Source organism: Microcoleus vaginatus FACHB-2002 (genome assembly GCF_040004035.1).
In the GTDB taxonomy this organism is placed as follows: Bacteria; Cyanobacteriota; Cyanobacteriia; order Cyanobacteriales; family Microcoleaceae; genus Microcoleus; species Microcoleus vaginatus_C.
Genome location: NZ_JAMPLN010000006.1, coordinates 82,785 through 103,666, shown reverse-complemented (window position 1 = coordinate 103,666; position 20,882 = coordinate 82,785). Strand labels below are relative to the sequence as shown.

General features: G+C 46.9%; 18 protein-coding genes. 7 read left to right on the top strand and 11 right to left on the bottom strand.

From position 1 onward, the window contains the following. The first annotated feature begins 197 nt into the window (after positions 1 to 197). Both NDI35_RS07560 and NDI35_RS07555 read left to right on the top strand, forming a co-directional pair. Positions 198 to 641, top strand: a complete 444-nt coding sequence (locus tag NDI35_RS07560) for a Tse2 family ADP-ribosyltransferase toxin (protein ID WP_445312184.1) — start codon at positions 198 to 200, stop codon at positions 639 to 641. A 30-nt stretch (positions 642 to 671) separates the two neighbouring features. Continuing rightward, positions 672 to 1,304: a hypothetical protein gene (locus NDI35_RS07555; protein WP_445312183.1), complete on the top strand. Its 633-nt coding sequence runs from the start codon at positions 672 to 674 to the stop codon at positions 1,302 to 1,304. Positions 1,305 to 1,378: 74 nt separating this feature from the next. On the opposite strand, the gene NDI35_RS07550 is transcribed toward NDI35_RS07555, so the two are convergent. The 4 genes from NDI35_RS07550 to hemE all read right to left on the bottom strand — a co-directional run bounded on the left by NDI35_RS07550 (position 1,379) and on the right by hemE (position 6,939). Then, positions 1,379 to 2,278 (bottom strand): M48 family metalloprotease, encoded by a 900-nt coding sequence (locus tag NDI35_RS07550; protein WP_190738289.1) that lies wholly within the window; start codon positions 2,276 to 2,278, stop codon positions 1,379 to 1,381. Between the two features lie 304 nt (positions 2,279 to 2,582). Continuing rightward, complete coding sequence (locus NDI35_RS07545; RefSeq protein WP_445312182.1) at positions 2,583 to 4,175, bottom strand: B12-binding domain-containing radical SAM protein; 1,593 nt, start codon at positions 4,173 to 4,175, stop codon at positions 2,583 to 2,585. Positions 4,176 to 4,640: 465 nt separating this feature from the next. Beyond that, positions 4,641 to 5,606: an NAD-dependent epimerase/dehydratase family protein gene (locus NDI35_RS07540; RefSeq protein WP_445312181.1), complete on the bottom strand. Its 966-nt coding sequence runs from the start codon at positions 5,604 to 5,606 to the stop codon at positions 4,641 to 4,643. Positions 5,607 to 5,874: 268 nt separating this feature from the next. Further along, a complete protein-coding gene (gene hemE / locus NDI35_RS07535; RefSeq protein ID WP_333144146.1) occupies positions 5,875 to 6,939 on the bottom strand; it encodes a uroporphyrinogen decarboxylase in 1,065 nt (354 codons plus the stop codon). Between the two features lie 315 nt (positions 6,940 to 7,254). Between hemE and NDI35_RS07530 the strand changes: the two genes are divergently transcribed. Beyond that, positions 7,255 to 7,758 carry a DUF421 domain-containing protein gene (locus tag NDI35_RS07530; protein WP_445312180.1) on the top strand — a complete coding sequence of 168 codons (504 nt, stop codon included), beginning with the start codon at positions 7,255 to 7,257 and terminating at the stop codon, positions 7,756 to 7,758. A 489-nt stretch (positions 7,759 to 8,247) separates the two neighbouring features. On the opposite strand, the gene NDI35_RS07525 is transcribed toward NDI35_RS07530, so the two are convergent. Beyond that, positions 8,248 to 9,030: a hypothetical protein gene (locus NDI35_RS07525; protein WP_445312179.1), complete on the bottom strand. Its 783-nt coding sequence runs from the start codon at positions 9,028 to 9,030 to the stop codon at positions 8,248 to 8,250. A 319-nt stretch (positions 9,031 to 9,349) separates the two neighbouring features. Here NDI35_RS07525 and NDI35_RS07520 point away from each other — a divergent pair, with 319 nt between their 5' ends. Then, positions 9,350 to 9,898 carry a hypothetical protein gene (locus NDI35_RS07520; protein ID WP_445312178.1) on the top strand — a complete coding sequence of 183 codons (549 nt, stop codon included), beginning with the start codon at positions 9,350 to 9,352 and terminating at the stop codon, positions 9,896 to 9,898. Positions 9,899 to 9,924: 26 nt separating this feature from the next. Here NDI35_RS07520 and NDI35_RS07515 read toward each other — a convergent pair whose 3' ends face one another. The 4 genes from NDI35_RS07515 to NDI35_RS07500 form a co-directional block, all read right to left on the bottom strand. Next, complete coding sequence (locus tag NDI35_RS07515; protein WP_445312177.1) at positions 9,925 to 10,839, bottom strand: S66 peptidase family protein; 915 nt, start codon at positions 10,837 to 10,839, stop codon at positions 9,925 to 9,927. A 305-nt stretch (positions 10,840 to 11,144) separates the two neighbouring features. Next, entirely contained in the window at positions 11,145 to 11,906 is a 762-nt protein-coding gene (map, locus tag NDI35_RS07510) for a type I methionyl aminopeptidase (RefSeq protein ID WP_445312176.1), read from the bottom strand. 135 nt (positions 11,907 to 12,041) lie between these two features. After that, a complete protein-coding gene (locus NDI35_RS07505) occupies positions 12,042 to 13,127 on the bottom strand; it encodes a glycosyltransferase family 4 protein (protein WP_445312175.1) in 1,086 nt (361 codons plus the stop codon). 128 nt (positions 13,128 to 13,255) lie between these two features. Beyond that, positions 13,256 to 14,452: a HEAT repeat domain-containing protein gene (locus tag NDI35_RS07500; RefSeq protein WP_445312174.1), complete on the bottom strand. Its 1,197-nt coding sequence runs from the start codon at positions 14,450 to 14,452 to the stop codon at positions 13,256 to 13,258. Positions 14,453 to 15,367: 915 nt separating this feature from the next. Here NDI35_RS07500 and NDI35_RS07495 point away from each other — a divergent pair. Then, a complete protein-coding gene (locus NDI35_RS07495; RefSeq protein WP_445312173.1) occupies positions 15,368 to 17,110 on the top strand; it encodes a CapA family protein in 1,743 nt (580 codons plus the stop codon). A gap of 242 nt (positions 17,111 to 17,352) precedes the next feature. Here NDI35_RS07495 and NDI35_RS07490 read toward each other — a convergent pair whose 3' ends face one another. Together NDI35_RS07490 and NDI35_RS07485 are read right to left on the bottom strand one after the other, a co-directional pair. Next, complete coding sequence (locus NDI35_RS07490) at positions 17,353 to 18,444, bottom strand: bifunctional heptose 7-phosphate kinase/heptose 1-phosphate adenyltransferase (RefSeq protein WP_445312172.1); 1,092 nt, start codon at positions 18,442 to 18,444, stop codon at positions 17,353 to 17,355. Positions 18,445 to 18,730: 286 nt separating this feature from the next. Continuing rightward, positions 18,731 to 19,285 carry a response regulator gene (locus tag NDI35_RS07485; protein ID WP_445312171.1) on the bottom strand — a complete coding sequence of 185 codons (555 nt, stop codon included), beginning with the start codon at positions 19,283 to 19,285 and terminating at the stop codon, positions 18,731 to 18,733. A 198-nt stretch (positions 19,286 to 19,483) separates the two neighbouring features. Here NDI35_RS07485 and lipA point away from each other — a divergent pair, with 198 nt between their 5' ends. Both lipA and NDI35_RS07475 read left to right on the top strand, forming a co-directional pair. Further along, on the top strand, positions 19,484 to 20,440 hold the full coding sequence (gene lipA, locus NDI35_RS07480; RefSeq protein ID WP_445312170.1) for a lipoyl synthase: 957 nt from the start codon (positions 19,484 to 19,486) through the stop codon (positions 20,438 to 20,440). A gap of 126 nt (positions 20,441 to 20,566) precedes the next feature. Further along, a complete protein-coding gene (locus NDI35_RS07475) occupies positions 20,567 to 20,713 on the top strand; it encodes a photosystem I protein PsaX (protein ID WP_333046472.1) in 147 nt (48 codons plus the stop codon). Positions 20,714 to 20,882 lie beyond the last annotated feature (169 nt).

Genomic DNA, 20,882 nt, shown 5'->3' with positions numbered 1-20,882 from the left:
AACCCGCGTTTGTGCGATCGCAAGTAATCGTATTAAGGGAGAGCAATCACAGGGCGCTCTCCCTGATACTCAAATCAAAATAAATGAGCAGTGACATCTCACGAATTAGCTGCAAAAACAAAGAGCGATCGCATCCAACCAATGCAGCAATTACATTATGATTGGTCTGGCGATCGAGTTGGGCTGATGAAAGGCTAATGGCAAGACTCTATTATCGAGGCATGACAGAAGAAAACGGTAAACCCAAAATTGGGCCCAAGGCGAGGCTACTGGGAGTCAGACCCGGTATGGACATTGATGTTCAGCAAGTGCCCAAAGACTGGTTGGATGAACAAGGTTATTTACTACCAGAAATAGAACGCAAGTCTTCAGAGGAGTCTGTCACTGTAGCCATTAGAAACACAAAAGGAATGTCTGTATCCCTCTCTATCGAAGGCATACCACCACCCCGCAAACCCCCAAAATTTGGCGGAACAGGAAAAGATCCTCTTTGGCAGATTGACGACAGCAAGATCGTCGGAGATATTGAAGCTGTGCAAGATAGTCCAACTCATGTCAGTATTTTGCCAAGCGCTACAATGCTTTTAGAGAAATATGAAGCAGCCCTGGTCCAGACACAGAGCGAATGGGAGAAAGTTTGATAGTTTAATTTAGTCAACGGGAGAACAGCAATGGCATGGGTGTTTAGCTTATCGGCTGAATGTGGCACAAAGCAATCGGAAGCACAGCAATTTGCTCAATATTTCAATAAAAGTTTCTGCCTGCTCTCAAACAGTAGAGTTTCCCAATGTCGGGCAGAAATTTTTCAGGATATAGAAGAAAATTGGTGGTGTCGAGTTTGTCCAAGTGGGATCAGTGAGATTGGCATTGACACTCCAGAAAGTGCTTATTTAATGACGGAAATAGGTAGATTTCTGTATCTGCGTTTGCGGTTTGCTCCACCGTTTCGGTATGCTTTAGTTGGTATGGAAGTAGATGAGTTTAGAACCTACAGCGAATTGATTGAAGAGCCGGGCTTGGCTTTTCCTGGATTGGTTTTAGCTGAAGCTGTTTGGCAAGCAACGGGAGCATCTTCGGTTTTTCAATCGTTCAGTCTGGGATATGTTTGGACGCCCTATGAAGGTGAAGTTTATAGACCACTACTAGCATCACCGGACTTAAAGAACAAGCCTGATGAATTGCTGCGTGGGGTAAATTTTTTCAATGGAGGCATCACCCCTCACAGTAACTCCAAAACTGTGCGATATTTACGGAGAAAGCGCTCGCCCTCTACCTCTCGAAGAATTAGTCGCTCCATAAAGTGATCGTTATAAACATACAGAAACCCGGCTGCTTCACAACACCGGGTTTCTAAATATTGTTGCTGCATTTTCGACGATTAAATTCCGGGCACGTAGGCCATAACTGGAGTACCTTGCTGCTGCTGCTGTGCGATTTCCAATAGCCGTTGAATGCGATCCTCTGTCGGCGGGTGAGTGCGGAAAAGTGACTGCAAACCTTTAGTCGAAAAAGGATTCACAATCAGCAGCGGCGACATCGCAGGATTGCCGTGCATGGGAATTTCATGACCCAGTTTCTCCAATTTCTGCAGCGCGTTTGCTAAACCGATCGGGTTATTGGTAATTTCCACCGCACCGCTGTCGGCTGCAAATTCCCTCGTCCGAGAAATCGCCAATTGAATTACGGTTGCTGATAGTGGCGCTAAAATGATTAAAAACAGCAAACCAAACGGATTCGCCCCTTGTCTGCTATCCCGCGTTACCGGGCCGTAAAGCGCTCCAAAAGTCAGAATTCGCCCGACAAATGTAATTGCACCGGCAATTGTCCCTGCAACTGCTTGAGTGAGGGTGTCGCGGTTGCGGATGTGGGTCAGTTCGTGGGCTAAAACGCCTTCCAATTCTTCGCGGGAAAGCAGCTTGATGATGCCTTCAGTAACTGCTATTGTCGCGTGTTCCGGGTCTCTTCCTGTGGCGAATGCGTTCGGAGATTGAGTGGGAACTAGAAATATTTTCGGCACCGGAATTTGGGCTTTTTCGCTCAGCGATGCTACCATATCGTAGATTTCTGGTGCTTCGCTGCGGGCGATCGGCTGAGCGCGGTAAGCCATTAACGCGGCTGTGTCGGAATAGTACCAAGAGCTAAAACTTGAGAAGGCGGCTAGCGCTAAACCGATGTAAAGTCCTTGCTCGTTGCCGATTAAATAATAACTTCCTAAAACGAGAAGGCCGCTTAGGAGTCCTAAGAGAGCGGCTGTTCTGAGTTGATTTGTTCCTAACATGGCGGGTTGAGGGCGATCGATATTTTGATATTTTTGAGCTTGTAATTAGATTTTCATAGTTGGGGGCGATCGCGCCTCTACCTGCCGAAATAACTGCTGCCGCCAATAGTAGTATTTCACTTTTTCAGTGAGAAACTGGGAATCCCTCGGGAGGCTCTCTCGCCTGCTCTCAACAGGCGGCAGAGCCGCAGGATATGACATTTCCAGCCAGAACCTGGAAAGGAGATTAAAAACAAAATAAACGCAGACAATTTTACATTGATCTGCGTTTACCTGCGTTCATCTGCGGTTGAATTCTCGAACCCTAAACCACTTGCACTTGCTTTTCCTCAACAGCAACAGGTTCTTGATATACAGTTTGAGACTCATTAGCCAAAAAGTCTGCCAATTGAGCTTCAATTTCATCCCGCACAATTTGGCGGTATTCCAGGAAATGCTCGTTGTGAGCACACACTGTTAAATAGTGATCCCAAACCGCAGGATTGCGTTTGAGAATGCTGAACAAATGATGCCAGAACTTCCACCGAGTTTTGCGCTTGACTCCCTGCCGCCAAACCACAGTTAACAGTGCTCGCAAGTCGATCCAACTGGGAATTCTTGCAGGTATATTTGCTGTAGGTGCACCCAGCATCAAGAAGTGGCGATAGGTGCGGTCTAAATATTTCTCAGCATCGTACACATCAGAAAATGCCTGAACATATTCCCTCGCGATATCTTCTAGCGGCCGCGTCGGAATGAAGTTCATCAAAGTTGTCTGGTTGAGGTTGCCCGATTTGTCGCGCAACCGCCCTTCTTTTGCTAGTCGGTGGGACAATGCAGTGTGCGGCAAAGCTTGCAACATTCCAAAGGTTGTGCTCGGAATTGCTGCTGCTTCGGCAAAGTCTACAATGCGTTGGCCTGCGCCTGCTTTTTCGCCATCGAATCCGATGATAAATCCGGCCATTACTCGCAAACCTGATTTGGCAATTAACTCTACGGATTCGATCAGGGAATTGCGGGTATTTTGGAATTTTTTCGTCATTTGCAGGCTTTCTTCATCGGGAGTTTCAATCCCTAGAAATACTGCATTGAAATTGCAAGCAACCATCATGTCCATCAATTCTTGGTCTTGAGCTAAATCGATGGATGCTTCTGTGTTGAAAGTAAACGGGAATTTGTGCTCTTCTTGCCAAACTTGTAAGTCTTTTAGCAACAGTTTTACATTGCGTTTGTTGCCGATAAAGTTGTCGTCAACCATGAACACGCCGCGCCGCCAGCCCAAGTTGTAGAGATAGTCTAATTCTGCGATTAATTGTTTTGGTTCTTTCGTGCGGGGTTTGCGGCCGTAGAGCACGATGATATCGCAGAATTCGCACTGGAAAGGACAGCCTCGGGAAAATTGAATTGACATCGAGTCGTAGGCGTCTAATTCCAGCAAATCGAAGCGGGGGACAGGGGTTGTGGTAACATCGGGTTTTACGCCGTCCGATCGATAAATTCCGCTTTTTTCGCCACGCCCGATTGCTTCGACGAACATCGGCAAGGTGATTTCGCCTTCGTCGAGAATCAGGTAATCTATGCCCGCTGCTTGAGGTTCTTCGGGTACGGAAGTCGGGTAAGGGCCGCCGCAAGCTACGGATTTACCGCGCCGTTTTGCTTCGCGAATAATGTCTAGCAAATCTTCTTTTTGGACAATCATTGCCGACAGAATAACGAGCTCTGCCCATTCCCATTCTGCTTCAGTGATTTGTCTGATATTGCGATCGACTAACTTAAATTCCCATTCTTGGGGTAAAATAGCTGCTACTGTTACCAAACCCAGCGGTGGCAGCAGCACTTTACGATCGACTAATTCTAGGATTTTCTCGTAAGACCAAAATGTTTTCGGAAACAGCGGGTAAACTAGAAGAACTCGCATTATATGTTAAACCTCACATCAGTAAACAACTTGCGATCGGGCTGGCGTGTTTGAGAGTTCGATCGACTCTCAAGACTTCATGTTAAGGCTAAAATTACGATCTTGCACTCGATCGAATATCTGGCGAGGGGTGACACCCCCTAAAACCAACAAATTGAGCGCAATTTTTAGCTTGCAGTTCCCTGTTAAAGTGTGCAAATGCTGATATCTTATCGTATTTGACCCTTAATTGACGATAATCGCATTTAAAAAGCATGGGACTAAGGCAAAAAAGAATTTGAAAAACTTACATTATTCGTAAAATGCGCCGAGGCGTACCCTACATATATCTCGTAAAGTGCTTATGGTGTGGCCTACATTAGTAGTTTGATGCACATTTCCTCTTCCTTTTTCCTCCACATTTATCCGTTACATCCGTTACATCCCGTACATTGCTCGTTGCCGAACTTCCCTCTTCCTTCTCCCCTAATTTGAATTTTTGCCGGGAATCCCGCTAGTTCTTAACATATCGGCAACTGTGCCGCAGTAACTCGGCATTCCTATGCTTTCGGGATTCACAAGATTTTGATAGGTAAAATGGCGGTAGCTGATGCAAAATCTATCCCAAGCAGCCACCTGAATTCGGAACAGCCAAATAAAGAAATCGGCCAGCCAAGGTGAGAGAGTAATCCGAAAAAATATGTTTTTATTCAAATACTGGCAAGCTTGTTCTACCACTTCATTAGCTGTAATCGCCGGATTTCCTAGCACAAAATGTCGCGGTTCCTCGGAAGCAGGCGGATGTTCAACTAAATAATTAACTACTTTGGCAATATCTGCGCCGTGGATGAAGTGAAAACTGCCATCGGCCTTAAACCAGCGAATCAAACCAATCCACTTGGCGACCAGTGGCAGGCCTGATGACAAGTGAGAGACTGGTTTTTCAGCGTCTCCTCCCAATACTAATGTCGGGTAAAGTGCCGTAATTGGAGGCACATTTGTCAAGGCTGACAAATGTACCATGCAGTTGTATTTTGAGCTAATATAATCGGTTCCCAGTTCCCCGGCTTCTTTGAGCAAATTGTTGTCTCGACCGAGAATGCTGGCCGTTGAAAAATAAATTACTTGTTGGCAAGTCTGTGGCGAAAGTAGTTGAATTAGTTGGAGAGTTTTGGTCACGTTAACGTCAAACACTTCTTGAGTTCCTCCCCAAGCAGTGGCAGCTAAAATTGCGACATTAATTGTTTGCAAAAGTTCGGCGTGTCGATCGATATCTCGCATATCGCCTTGTATTATATGGATGCCGGGGCGGGCTTTCCAGTCAAATTTTAATTTTTCGGGGTTGCGAACTAATAAGTAAAGTTCGTGGTTTGTTTCTTGAATCAAAGTTTCGGCCATGTAGTGACCGATACAGCCACTTGCACCCGTCACAAAAATTTTTTTGGAGTTCATTTTGCCGCAGGGGAAGAGGGAGGATTTGACGCTTTTAAGGGCGGTAGGGAAACGGCATTGCCGTATCCTTTTTTCACGGTTGGAGACGGCATTGCCGTGTCCCTACAAATATTGTGTGTTTTTGTTACTCGTTACCAGGCTCTGACCTGGTAACGCAGATCCGGAGGCTCTGCCTCCATTTTACGCGAGGCAGAGCCTCTGGATATAGGTTCACCAGGCAGAGCCTGGGAACCAGTTAAAACCAGTTAAAACCTGTTCGCAATCAATTTCAAGCAGCAACTGCAAGCAATTTGTCGGCTTGTTTTGCCGTTTCAAAGAAGAAACGCACGTTATCTTCGGGAGTTCCCGGTAACACGCCGTGTCCCAAGTTCAGGATGTGTCCGCGCGGGCCCGCTTTGCGAATTGTATCAAGAATTCGATCGCGAATAAACGGTTGAGAACCAAACAACACGCCCGGATCTAGATTTCCCTGAACGTTCATATTGGGGCCCAAACGTCGGCGTGCGTCGGCCATGTCAACAGTCCAATCGACGCTGATGATATCCGCGCCCGATGTTGTCATGCGTTCGAGGAGGCCGGCGCTACCGGTGACTAACAGAATTAGCGGTGTGTCGGGATGGGTTTTTTTGACTTGCTCGAATACTTGTTTCTGGTAAGGTAGAGCGAAGGTGTCGTAGTCCTGCGGGGAGAGTTGGCCGGCCCAAGAGTCGAACATTTGCACTACTTGCGCGCCGCAGTCGATTTGATAGCGCACGTAAACTGCGATCGCATCGGCGAATTTCGACAGCAACTGATGCAGTAAAGTTGGATCGGAAAATGCCATGTTTTTGATGATCGCATAATCCTTAGAACCTTTGCCCTCAACGGCATAGGCCGCCAGAGTCCAGGGCGCGCCCACAAAACCGAGCACGGTGGATTTGTTGCCGACTTCTTCGCGCAGGGATTTCAGGATAGTTTTGATAAACGGCAAGCTTTCTTCCGGGTTCAGCGGTTGCAGGTTGTCGATTTGCTGCTGAGTGCGGATGGGCGAGTGGATAATCGGGCCTTTGCCTTCGGCGATGTCCATGTCAATACCCAAACCGGGCATGGGGGTGACAATATCGGAAAACAGAATTACGCCGTCGGGTTGAAACGCGCGCCACGGCTGAAGGGAAACTTCGATCGCCACTTCGGGAATTTCGGAACGTTCGCGAAACGAGGGATACTTTTCTCGCAAATCTCGATAGGCTTTCATGTAGCGACCGGCTTGGCGCATCATCCATACGGGCGGGCGGTCTAGGGTTTCGCCGCGGGCTGCCCGCAACAACAAGGGAACTTCATTTAATGCCGACATTTTAACTTTTCTCTACCTTAGATATTTCAATGCCTTTGGTAGCTTACCACTGTGCGATCGTCCTTTTTGACAAAAAATTCATCTGTCGGCGGGGAGGGAGATGAGGAAAGTGGCTGAGTTCGATAGCAACCTTCTGGCACGGTCAAGAAATTCTTAATACCTGAAACTATTGTTAATAGGGAATTTTCGCATCGACCCTTCTGCTAGACTGACAATGGAAACTAACAGAACCCGCGACCGCGACCTCAAGCAGACGAAGCCTCTAGCACTGGTGCAGCGGCAAAGCGCGGAAAATCACGACGGCGAAATAAAAATATGTTTTTTGACAATTGGTTTGAAATAATTCGGATTTTGACCCTCGGTGTTTCCGCTTACGCCGCGCTGATTTTTTTGCTGCTGACCTCCGGCAAGCGAACTCTGTCGAAGTGGAATGCCTTCGATTTCATCGTTACCATAGCGCTCGGTTCGACGCTGGCGACTGTCATCATGTCAAAAGACGTTTCGCTCGTCGAGGGCGTTTTCGCCCTCGGCTTGCTCATCGGGCTGCAATTCATCGTCACGTGGCTTGCCGTGCGGGTAAAGTGGGTAAAAAATCTCATCAAAGCCGAACCTACTATGCTGCTCGACCAAGGCCAATTTCTGCCTGTGGCGATGCGGCAGCAGCGCGTGAGTGAAGAGGAAATTCGGGCGGCGATTCGGGGGACGGGCAGCGCGTCGATCGAAGAAATCGAAGCAGTCGTGCTGGAAACCGACGGCAGCATGAGCGTTGTCAAAAAATCTCCGAACAATTCGCGATCGGCTCTCAAAGATGTAACTTAGTCGATCTGTGAAATACCCAAACTAAACGGAGTACCGTTATAATTCGGGCTTCGTGTCTCGTTTGCCGTCGCTCTATTGGGGATATTCATTGCTGAATATTCGTCATCAAAGACGATCGGAGTCTTACACAGCATCTCTGGGCTTTTACGCCCTTTATCCCCTCGTAGGGAACCCACGCAGAAGTCCTATTTCCTAAGACCAAAAACTATTTTCGTACAACAAACATGGGTTATTTTTTACAGCAGGGCATACCATACTAACCAGCGGTCTGCCTTTTCCTCCTTTCTCTGGCAGTTTCCCGGTAAGCATATTACTGCTACTATGACCGTTTTGTTATTACAGCCGAGTGAGTGGGTCGCAACCATCTATATATTAACTCAAATCAACTCTATATGCCAACTCTTTCTATATTTTTGTTTGGCTTATATCCCCACACCGAACCGGGTACAGTTACGGTGTGGGACTTACACCAATTGAGTTAAATCGAAACTATCTCGTCACACAGACTCCGCCCACTACTACCCGACATTGATCGCGGCCCCCATCGAATCTACTATCATTCCGCCTCGCCGAGTCTAAATCTCTAGTCCGTGAATTGTAGTAATAATCTCCCGCCGGAAACCTTCTATTCGGGACAGCGCAGTAAGTTGAATCTTGATTACCATCGTCAAACCTTACTCTCACCAGAGAACGTCTCTCGCGACAATCAACAGACTGCAAGTCAAAATCATTTTGCAAAAGCCGTTCTCTGTCATATCGACCGTCATATCGATCGTCATCTCGCCTCGTGTACCAATCGTCCCGCGAATTGCGAGCTCGTCTGTCGCCCCCATCAATTCCCGAAACTTCCAGCGTGTAGCTACCGCCTCTGGCTGCATCTTTTGCTAACACTAACAGTTTATAATTCCCACTACGGGGAATTTGATAATTAAAAGAACGGTCTTGGGTAAAAGCGACTTGTTTGTTGTTCCCGTAAAACAGCACCATTACGGGAGCAAAACCGCTCCTTGTATCTGTGTCTAAAAACACTTCAATGTTATCGCCTTCCCTGGCGCTGAATGTGTATTCTTGACCGCGCAATTCTTCCGTCGGAGAACCCGGAACCCACATATTTCGGAAACGGTAAATGGGGGAAGTGCGGCGAATTACTCCATCTATGCGATCGTTATTCCCTATCAGTTCGCCAACTGCACTAGAGGAAATCCCCGTAAGTGCCAATCCCGTAACTAGGACTGCGGCAGCAATACTGTTTAACAAGTTGTGTGTTCTCATATCAACCTCTTTGCGAAAGTTTTAAAATCTTTTGGCTGTGTGGGCAGCGACATTTGCACATATAATCCATTTTAAATGTAATTTTGGCTATCTAGTGTTAGCCTCACCCGACAGGACTATTTTGTTGCTGTAAACTATTATCTGGCAGGATGTATGCCACCCCTCTACATATAGCGTGAACGTACGGGCAAACCTCTCGCGATTCGCGATCGCACAATGTCGATCGCCCAAAACCTCCGTAGATTTACTTATAGTGCTTGGAGGTTGAAAACTTTGATAGAATGAAACATCGCTGCTTAGAATTAGGTAGTGGCAATTGATGCAATTCACGATCGTGTTTTTTGCTATGCCATTAAATTTAAATCCGTTCTTCAAACTATTGTACTCGCTCTTGCCCTACCGGGAAGCAACCCTTCATATACCATTTTCCAAAAAAGTAGTCCGCCAACGGCTTGCTGCCAAAGTTCGTACAGGTTTAATCGTTCGCAAAGCTATAATAGGGGGGAGCCGAATTCTTTACTGCTACCAAATCGAGCTTGATGGTGATTTCCTCCGCGCGACAATTACTGGCGGAGATTGGAGAGGCTTTTTGGTGGCGACAGGACAAATTCAAGACATTGAAGGCGGTTCGGTGTTGCCCTTGAAGATGACTATTCCCACTTTATCTATTGTCTTTTTACTGTTTTTGGGATTGGGTTGGCTTGTATTTTTCTTTGTCACCGAAAAACCACCCTTAGAAATCATCCCATTTTTCGTGATAATTTTACTATCATCCTATGCTTTATTTCTGTTTCTTTTTCGCTACCATGCAGAACGCACCTTAAATATTCTGAAATCGACAATACTTTTACAGAACTTTGATGAATGATTTTCAGGCTATCTAAAAAGTAGTTTTTACCCGCAACTGAGCAATCCCGAATCAGCGTCAAGACTAGCTATAATTCCCATCGGTAAAGCAGCGTTAACTCCCTCGTGGCCGAAGGGCAAATCCGAGACAATGGGAATATTCAAATCCCCCAGCCGATCGCGCAAAACCTCTTCAATGCTAAAACTGGGAATACTCGGCTCAATCTCGCAACGACTGAAGCGCCCCAAAGCAATGCCCCGCACCCCAGCGAAAGCCCCCGCCATCCGCCAGTGAGTCAACATTCGATCGACCCTGTAAGGAACCTCAGAAACATCCTCAAATGCGAGAATAACCCCCGTCAAATCCGGTTGATACGGGGTTCCGAGCAAATGAGAAGCCACCGTCAGATTCGCAGGAAACAGCCGCCCGGTGGCTTGTCCGCCGCCCCATCCTTTACCTTGCAAAGATTGTAAGGGACGACCTTCTATGCAGTCAAAAAGTCGATCGACAGACCAATCCGGTTCATCCGCCAAAGTTGTCAGCATCGGCCCGTGAACGCCCCAAACACCCAATTTAGCCTGATTCCACAGCAAAGCCGTAATATCTGAAAAGCCGATTAACCATTTTGGCGGATGGGAATCGGGAGTTGGAAACTGGGAATTTTCCGCCTTTCCCACATTTCCTTTTTCCAAAAGTCGAGTGCTGCCGAAACCGCCTCGAACACAGAGAATACCGCGACAATCCGGGTCATTTAGGGCATCTGCCAACTGTCGGACGCGGTTTTCGTCGGAACCGGCCAAATAGCCCCAGCGATCGTCAAAACCCGGTGTTAATTCAAGTCGATAGCCGCGGGATTTCCAAATTTCTACACCCTTTTCAAAGTTGGTTGATTCTCGCAAAGTGCCACTAGGGGCAATTACTTTGAGCAAATCTCCTGGTTGCAGAAATTTTATGTCAGTCATTAGTTATTAGTTATTAGTTATATCGAGTTTGGTGAATCGATGGTAATTCTGTAGTGGCGGGTTTTACAGACAATTTATGACTGAAACAGATAATCTCTAAAACCCGCCCCCACCTACCCATAAATACAAACCTACATTTGCGGATTCGATGCAAATTTCAGGTTGATGTAGGTGCTCGGTTATGGCGGGGTGGGTTGATCTAGATTGTTGATAATCATTAGATATTGTCGGTGAAACCCGCCCCTACGGGATATGGTTGATTATTGATTTACCAGTGAGTTTTTCAGATTGTTTGTTAATGATTGCTAAGGCAAAGTCAGAATTTCCACCCCTGAATCAGTCACAGCCAGAGTGTGTTCAAATTGAGCCGAAAGCTTTCCATCCTTGGTGATAGAAGTCCAACCATCGGCGAGAATTTCCACTTCCCAAGTGCCCTCATTAATCATCGGCTCGATCGTAAAAACCATGCCTTGTCTGAGCTTTTTTCCTGTGCCCCGCTTGCCGTAGTGCAGAATTTCCGGTTCAGTGTGAAAGACTCGGTGAATCCCGTGTCCCGCAAAATTTCGCACTACAGAAAAACCCTGTGCTTCAGCATATTCTTGAATCGCGGCACCGATGTCGCCAGTACGAGCACCCGGTTTGACTTCCGCAATTCCTCTTCTTAAACATTCCTCGGTTACTTCAACTAACTTTTTCGCTACAGGTGAAGGTTTGCCCACAAAAAAAGTTTTGGAAGTATCGCCATGATAACCATCAACTAAAGGTGTTACATCAATATTAATAATGTCACCTTCTTTAAGAATTTGTTTTGCATTGGGGATGCCGTGACAGACTACTTCATTGACGCTTGCACACAGAGATTTGGGAAATCCTTTATAGCCTAGCGGAGCGCTTTTTGCTCCGTGTGCCAAAGTCCAGCGTTCGGCTTCGTCGTTAATTTCCAGAGTGCTGACACCTGGTTTTACCAGGGGTTCGAGATGTAGCAGAAGTTCGGCCGCTAAACGGCCTGCTTGGCGCATTTTTTCGATTTCTCTACTGGATAAAAGCACTAAACGTTCGGTTGCCATAGTTTTTTCTGTTTGCTTTTTGTGTGGTCGATTAAGAGTTTATTTAACTCAATTTTAGAATAGATTTGAATTGCGGTTCAATAAACTTGTAAGGTGCATCAGTCAGCGAATCTTTCTAAAAATGTGCCAGTATTATTACTGACGCACCCTACTAGCAGTGATAGATTGGAACCACTGTTCACAACGATCGCCCAAAGCTGCTAAAGAATATTCTACCTCTGCTTGTCGCCTGCAAGCGCTGCGGTCAATTTGGTCTAAGCGGGCGATCGCACCTACCAAGCCATTTACACTATCAGGCTCCACTAAAAAGCCCGTCAGTCCGTCTCTAACAATTTCCGCCGGCCCCCCCCGCTCGTAAGCAATCACCGGCACACCGCACGCTAAAGCCTCGATCGCGACATTTCCGAAAGCTTCCACCCAACGTGGCGTCATCAACAATGCTCGGCACTGACGGACTTGCTCTTGCATTTGGGTTGTTGTCAGAAACCCTAAATATTCTACCGGAGCATCTGGCCAATCTGCACAAATTTTTTGCCAATAATCCTCATCTTGCATTTTGCCCATAATTTTCAGGGGAATGCCTGTAATTTTCGCTGCTGCTACTGCATCTTCTAAGCCTTTCTCCGGGGCAATGCGGCCTAGCCAAGCTAATTTAGACTGTGGTTTGTTGCAAAATTCGTACAGGGATAAATCTATGCCATTTCCCAACAACTGACATTCATCGGCAAAGGCGAATGTTTTTGCTTGAGAAGCGGTGTGAACTCCGATCGTACCAGGAAACTGGACAGCCGTTTGTCCTGCAATGCGATCGAGGGCTGCGGAAAGGGAGCCCATGCTGATCAAATGTGCGATCGGAGTCCTAAAAAATGCTGTCAAATAAAACGGCAGCCAATCGTAGGCAAAATTAACAATGACATCCCATTCATCCTGAACTTGGCGAGCATATTCCCACATATTCGCCAGCACAGAATCTGCGGGCATCACAATAGGATCATTGTAATCTTGTGTTTGGGCCGTTACTTGCAAATCACCCGTTATTTCGATTACTGGAATTGATTCTAAGACTGAGCCTATCGGCGCTACAACTGCTATTTTATGACCACGACTCTGCAATTCTTTAGCAATGTTCAGGACTGTAAGTTCGACACCGCCACCCAACCCCGAACCTAGTTGACCGACCGAAGTTGACAGGAACAAGAGTTTTAAAGTGTTATTAGTCATTAGTCATTAGTCATTAGTCATTAGTCATTAGTCATTAGTCAGCATTCACTAATTTTAACATAATCTAAATTATAAATTCTCCCATCTCAAATCTTAATTTTCCAATAATTTGAAAATGGCTACATTTATTAATCCCTCCCAGAACGCGGACGGAGGCGATTCAACTGATTGATTGCCCAGCGAGCAACTTCCTGAACTTCGGGATCTGGATCGTCCGTGGCACGGTGCAACAAGTAACTGATTTGATTCACCAATTCGTAAACCCGTGTCAAGTCGCGAATTGCATTTTTACGCACTTCGGGATTTTCATTCTGCAGCGAAATTGACCACGCATTATTCATGGGTTTGAGGGTGCGAATGCCAATTTCCGAGAGACTTGCCAAAATTAAACTGTACTGCTTGGAGTCGGAATTTGCTAGCAAATCGAGCAACGGCTCAACTGCCCTGGAATCTCCCCGCTGGCCTAGTTCCCAAATTGCTTTGCCCCTCTTTGCCGGATTTAGCTGCTGCAAATCTTCAATCAGTGCTTCAATAATATCAACTTTAGGTCTACCATCCGTTTCGGGAAGGGCAATATCTTTCTTCAGACTCGCTAGGGAATCGGCTTGATTAGTTGTTTCGGGAATGTTGAAACCTGTGTTGCTGTACCCATTGGTGTGAGTCTCCAAGGGCGAGGTGTCGGAATTAATTCTATCGCCCTCGAATGCTGCATCCTCGGATTCTGATTCCCCGGATTCCCTGATAAAAGACCGATCGCTGCTGTCGAGACTGTTGTCTTTTGGCAAATCCAAAGGGTAGGGCAAGGCTGACAGCGGTTTTGATAGCCCAAAAGAAGCCTTGTGCTGTGTAATTGCGTGCGAGTTTGTAGGAGAATCGGGATTATTAGTAAATTGAGAGTTTCTTGGGTTGTGGCGCTCAAATCTTCCCCGTCTTCGCTTAGAATAATTTGACTCGTCACTGCTAACTAATTTGAGCAGGATAAATACTGCCGCTGCCGTGACGACAACTGCTGCCAAACCCAACATTAAGAGCCCCCGCTGACGAGACAAAATGACGATCAAATTGGATACCGATTTCGGGAGCTTAGAATTAGATTTGGACGTTTTGGACGGCTGAGATTTGTTTTTATCGGGCGCTGGAGACGGTTTTGGAGGCTTGGAATCCTGGCGATCGTTCGGGGGAGAGTTCGCCTGAGCAATTTCTGGGGAAACAGCCCGGTAGGAAGCATTGAGAGCTTGGTGCTTTCCGTCCGCACTTGGACTGAACACAGCGCCCAGACAGGCAATGCAGGTGAACAAACATACAGAGGAGCGGTAATGCGCCATAAGACTCAATCCGGGTTTTGAGAGGCAACGCCGCATGACGAGCTTTAGTTTAACCTTGAGTTAGCTCGATCCTAGCTGCTATGGGCTTAACTAACTCACAAATAGCACCAGACTAGCGAAAAACCCTGGTTTGAGAGGGCACTGAGCCAGATCTTATAAGCACAATTGTGTCATTGACGTGCAACTCCTTTAAATAATTAGTTTAATTAGTTTAAAACGAACAACTACATCGGCGGGCGCGACTTTAGCAGCGGCATCCCGAAAGTTGATTGCAGCTAATCTCACCTACGTGCATTGTGCAGTGCAGGCCCCGCAGCGCAGCACTGCGGGGGCGCTAGCAGACGATTGTGGCTCGCCGTCGATTTCTCACTAATAGCCTGGCATGACCAAGAGTTTAACAAGCTTCCGAGCCTGCCGGTCGATCGTTTTTGTCTGAATTTGGGCCCAAGTGGGACAGGGGGATGGGCACTGGTAACGAGAAACTCGGTTTTTTCGTTAATTCTTCGTTGCTAAACCGCATATTTTCCGTACATTCCAGGACGCACTCTCGACGCTCACAAACCAGTTTTATTTACCAAAAATGCTCTAAGAAAGAGAGCGCTGATTTGACCGATGTTAATTTGAAGGGGGCAATTATGCCGGATAGAAGTGTTTTGGCGATCGACTAAGATAACCGTTAGGAAATATTGTATTCAGCTAGCAAGCGCCAAAAATCATACTATCTTGTAAAAGAAGGGTGGGATTTAGTTAGAAGCTATAGTGAGAGCGAGTATGCCCTTTCACGCACGCGCCCTCCCCCCACCTTCTGTTTATTTGTACCCACTTACTTAAGTTAAATCAATCGGTATTTAATGCTGTGCCGCCAAATTTGATATAAGATCGAGCTAAATTTCTAGTGTGAGAGTAGAGGCGTTTGTGAGCCAACAAGATATTTTAAATTTAGCAAAAGAAGGCGATGCTAGGGCGATCGCCTTTCTGATCAGCCAAGCACTCCAAAGCTTCGGCGTCACGGCTAAAGCCAGCCGGGAAAATGACACCCTGCACCTGCTGCTGGAATCAGAACATTTACCCGCAGAAGAAGCCTGTCTCCGAGTCGCAGTCAAAGGGTTGCAGCGGCTGCAACCAAATAACCTTTACTCCGTGACAGTTTACGGGCGGCGGAGTGGCCAGCAATTGCCCGCTTGGACTCAGACGGTAGAATTAAAAAAACGCTTGACTTCCGCACCCGTGAGTCCGTTAGTTGCCGTAAATGCCGCAGTAGCTGCGAGTGCAGCAGTAGCCGCTAGTGTAGCCGCTTCTCCCATTCCTGTGACTTTGCCCAACCTAGAAAAAACTCAAAATGTCACAACTGCGCCCACTCAAACACCAGAAAAATCTCCGCCCCAACCCCCTAAAATCCCCACTCCAAAACCCCCAAATCAAAGGCAGCAAAAGCCATCACCGCAGCCAGAATTAGCAGGCACTAAAACTAAAAAATCTGGGCGGTCAGTCGGTGCTCTGAGTCTAATTCTCGTACCGATATCCGGCTTTGTTCTGGCTTCTCAACTTTACAAATCCCCAACCACCGCTACTAATAACCCTCTCACGTCAAAGCCTGCGGTACAAGAAGTGAGATCGACACCCGCAGCCAAACCCCTTCCCGCTCCAAAATCGCCCTCTCCGGCTGCCAAAAAACCTGCCATTTTGCCCGCAACTGTCAGTATCAAAGCAGTTGGCGACATGATCCCCGGCACAAATTATCCCTACAACAAACTGCCGGCAAAAAAAGAGATGTTATTAGAGTCAGTAAAACCGTACCTCAAAGGAGCTGATATTCTCTTTGGCAATTTTGAAAGCACGATGACCGATTATCCTTACAGTTCCAAAGCAGGCGGCGGACGAATGCTGATTGCCTTTCGGACGCCTCCGAGTTATGCCAAAATCTTCAAAGATGTTGGTTTTGATATTTTGAGTATTGCCAACAATCACTCTTACGATTTTCACGAGCAGGGATTTAATGACACGATTAAAAACATCGACAGCAATGGCATGAAGGCTGTTGGTAAAAGAGATCAAATTGTTTATAAAAATGTCAAGGGTGTGAATTTTGCATTTATCGGTTTCAGCAACTACGGCGACGTTCACAATTCTTTGCTGGAACTGAAAGCAGGATCAGAAGTTGTCAAAAAAGCCAAGCAAAACGCTGATATTGTAGTGATATCAGTTCATGCTGGATCTGAAGGAACGGGAGCTCTGAATGTGAGAAATAAAACTGAGTTCTTTTACGGAGAAAACCGGGGAAATATGGTTTTGTTTTCGCGGACGATGATTGATGCGGGAGCAGATTTGATTTTGGGACATGGCCCGCACGTTCCCCGAGCGATGGAACTTTATAAAGGGAAATTGATTGCTTATTCTCTGGGAAATTTTTTGGGTTATCGCACTTTGTCCACGGCTGGAGCACTCGGTCAATCTCTAATTTTGGATGTGAAAATGACGCCGCAAGGGGATTTTGTTTCTGGTAAGATTATCCCAGTCCAACTTGACGGACGAGGTGTTCCGGCTGTTGATAACAATTTTAGGACTGTGGGGTTGATTAACCGTTTGACAAAGAGCGATTTTCCCAATAGCGGTTTGACAATTGATGACAAGGGGCAACTTTTGAAAAAGAGTAAGTAGTTATTGGGAATTGGGAATTTTAACTTGTTCCCAGGCTCTTAACTGGTTCCCAGGCAGAGCCTGGGAACCGATATCCAGAGGCTCTGCCTCGAAAAGCGATGGTAAAATTGGAGGCTGATCCTCCGGATCTGCGTTACCAGGCAGAGCCTGGGAACCAGTAACCAGTAATCAAACTATTGTGGCCCGTTGCTCAGAGCAAGGCCCGAAATCGGCAATTTAAATGCAGTACAGCTTACCCACCCCTATACTGCAATCATCGTTTTCAAAGCTTCTTTCATTTCGTCTGCTGTCGTCGTTGCCGTACCGAATTGACGCACGACAATACTAGCTGCCAAATTGCCCAAAACTGCCGCTTCCCAACCGGATGCACCGACGCACAAAGCTAAAGTCATTGCTGCTACGACTGTATCTCCAGCACCGGTTACGTCGAATACATCAGTCTTGTTAAAAGGGGGAATGTCCCAACTTTGAATGGCAAATTCCCCCTTGTCACAAATGGATGTTGGAGGGGGTGAATTTTTGATTTCTTCGCCGATCGCCCTTTCAAACAAAGTCATCCCTTCTTCGCCGCGAGTAATCAGGATTTTTTGAGCTTGAGTTAAGTTCAATAAATCGCGTCCTGCTTGCATTAAATTTTCAGGGTTTTTGATAGCATATCCGACGGCTTGCTCGGCTTCTGGCAAGTTCGGAGTAAATAACATTGCTCCAGAATATCGCTGCAAATTTGTTTGAGCGTCTACAATTGTTTTGCCGGGAACCACTGCCGAGTCGATCGCCAAATTCGTCCAAACTCCGTCGCCGTAGTCGGAACAAACCACTGCATCTACTGTCGGTATTTGCTGCCGGATGTAGTCTGCCAATTGCAACTGCAAATCTAAATCCGGCAACTCGTCCGATTTGCGATCGACTCGAACAATTTGCTGAGTCACCGACTGCCGCGCGTGCCCGGAAATTCGAGTTTTGGTGACAGTTGGACGCTGCGAATCGATTAAAATCCCACCCGTATCAATTCCCGCCGCCTCAAAAATACCGCACAAAGCCTTTCCCTGGTCGTCTTTTCCCACCAAACCAGCAACTTTTACTTTGCCTCCCAGTTTGGCTAAATTATAGACAGCATTTGCGCCACCTCCGGGTACTTGCTGAGTATTTTCGTAGCGCAAAATCAACACAGGTGCTTCGCGGGAAATTCGCTCTACTTGTCCGGTAAGAAACTCGTCCAAGGTCAAATCTCCGATCGCTAATACCTGCGCTTGATCGAAGCAGTCTAATCTTTTCAATAATTGCTCTGTTGAGGCACGCAGTTGAGGCAAAAAATCGGAATAGTCGTTAGTCATTAACCAAAAAAATGAGACTGAGGAGTTGATAATTGAGTGTGGAGCGAGCGGGAATTAAAAATCCTAATATAAATTAATAATTAATTTCCTCCCTTGTTTTATTTTTAACTTTTAATTGATTTTCTCACTGGGATTTTGAGAAACCAGTTCCCGGCTATTGGCGATCGCACTCGCTCAAACAATTTGGCAAAACAATGCCGATAAAATCGCAGCCTTTGAGACTCAACTGAAAGTTTCACGGTGTGGAAGTTTCCTTCTACATAAGTGCATTCAAAAAACAGCAGAATTATTTCAATTTCTGCTTGATGATGGTAATCACTTGAGTCATTTGTTTTTTGAGTGCATCAATTTCCGCTTGCATTTTCGCCATTTTCGCAGTCATCGCCTGAATTTCGGCGGCGCCCGCTCCGGAAGTGGGTGCAGCAGCGGCTGCTGCTGGGGCTTCCGGCACTGGTTTCTTTTTGGCCAGTACCATCGCCGATTTGATTGCCTCGGTTAGCTGCTTCTTCTCAAACGGTTTGGCGATGAATGCAAAAAAATGCTTCTCAAAGGGTTTCGGAATTTTTTCCATCACCTCTTCTTCGCGGCCCGACATGATCACCAAAGGTATCTTAGAAAGCTCAGGATGGGCTTGCACTTTTTGATACACTTCCCAACCGCTGACTTTAGGCAGTAGGAAATCTAACATAATTAGATTTGGCCGGGCTTGACGGATCAGTTTGAGTCCCTCTTCGCCGTCTTTTGCTTCTAGAACTTCAAAGTTACCCTGAGGCAACATCTCTCGGACTCGGACGCGGATGACTTTACTGTCATCGATTACCAAGATTTTTTGACCAGCCACGACTGACTCCTTCAGTAATGAATGAGTGATGATTTGCAACCTTCAGTATATCCCTAACAGAATTCTACCCATAATTCTGGGCGAGTTTAGTTTTGTTGCACCTAGGCGCGATTCTGATTTCGGGTGATACTCCTACAAGTTCAGGGGCTTTGATTTCGGATACGATCGAAGGAATTAACTCAATCGCCACTTAATTTTATGTCGCCCCAAACTCCTAAAACTCCTACTGTCAAAGCAGTTGCCGCCCAAATGCGGGGTGAAATCGAGGCGATGCCGGAGTGGTTGCGTAGGCCCGTTGGCAAAGCTAGCGAACTTTCCCAAGTGCAAAAAATTATCAAACAGCGGCAAATTCACACGATTTGTGAGGAGGGGAGATGTCCCAACCGGGGCGAGTGCTACGCGCAAAAAACGGCGACTTTTTTGTTGATGGGGCAGACTTGCACCCGCGCTTGTGCTTTTTGTCAAGTAGATAAAGGTCATTCTCCGATGCCCCTAGACCCGGAGGAACCGAAAAAGGTAGCCGAGGCTGTGCAGTTGTTGGGTTTGCGCTATGCGGTGCTGACTTCGGTGGCGAGGGATGATTTGCCGGATGGGGGTGCGGGTTGGTTTGCCAGAACGATCGCCCAAATCCGCCTTCTTAACCCGCATACTGAAGTTGAGGTGCTGACGCCGGATTTTTGGGGGGGAATGGGCAGGGGTTCAGAGGGGGAGAATTTCGGCCTCGATGAGTTGCAGCGAGAACGGATTCGCACGGTGGTGGAGGCTAAACCGGCTTGTTACAACCACAATATTGAGACGGTGCGTCGCTTGCAAGGGCCGGTGCGGAGGGGGGCCAAGTACGATCGCTCGATCGACGTTCTGCGTATTGTTAAGCAATATGACCCAACTATTCCCACCAAATCCGGTTTGATGTTGGGGCACGGGGAAACCGAAGCCGAGATAGTCGAAGCGATGATTGATTTGCGGGATGCCAAGTGCGATCGGCTCACCCTCGGTCAATACATGAGACCATCTCTAGAGCACCTCCCAGTGCGTAAATACTGGACGCCGACCGAATTTGACCGTTTCGGGTCGATCGCGCGGGAGATGGGGTTTGAGCGCGTGCGATCGGGGCCTCTCGTCCGCAGTTCCTACCACGCCGGAGAGAGCGATTGAAACTAATTTGAATTCAACTCGGTATAAACTCCTTGTTACAAAAAATAACTCTAGAGGATTGTGCATAAGTGCGACGCTCTCTGCTATTTGTAAATAGAGTGACATTATCAATTAGGAGCTTTACCTATGCCAGAGATAGCGAAGAACCAATTAAAATCCGAGTCCGTGATGAAAACGGGCAAATTCCCTTACCCATTTCGCGCAGGCTGGTTTCTGTTGCTGTTAGCAATCAATTTTGTGGTTGCAGCCTTTTATTTCCATATCATTGAATAGTTCTGCAAGTTGACTTTTAGCAGACCCTGCTTTTCTCGACCTCAACGTCGGAGAGTGGGAGAGAAGGAGAGGGGGAGAGTTTTGAGTTTTGAGTTGGCGAGAATATGACTTCATCCTTGTAACTAATGACTACTGACTTCTTCCCTCTTCCCTTGAACCTCTTCCTTCT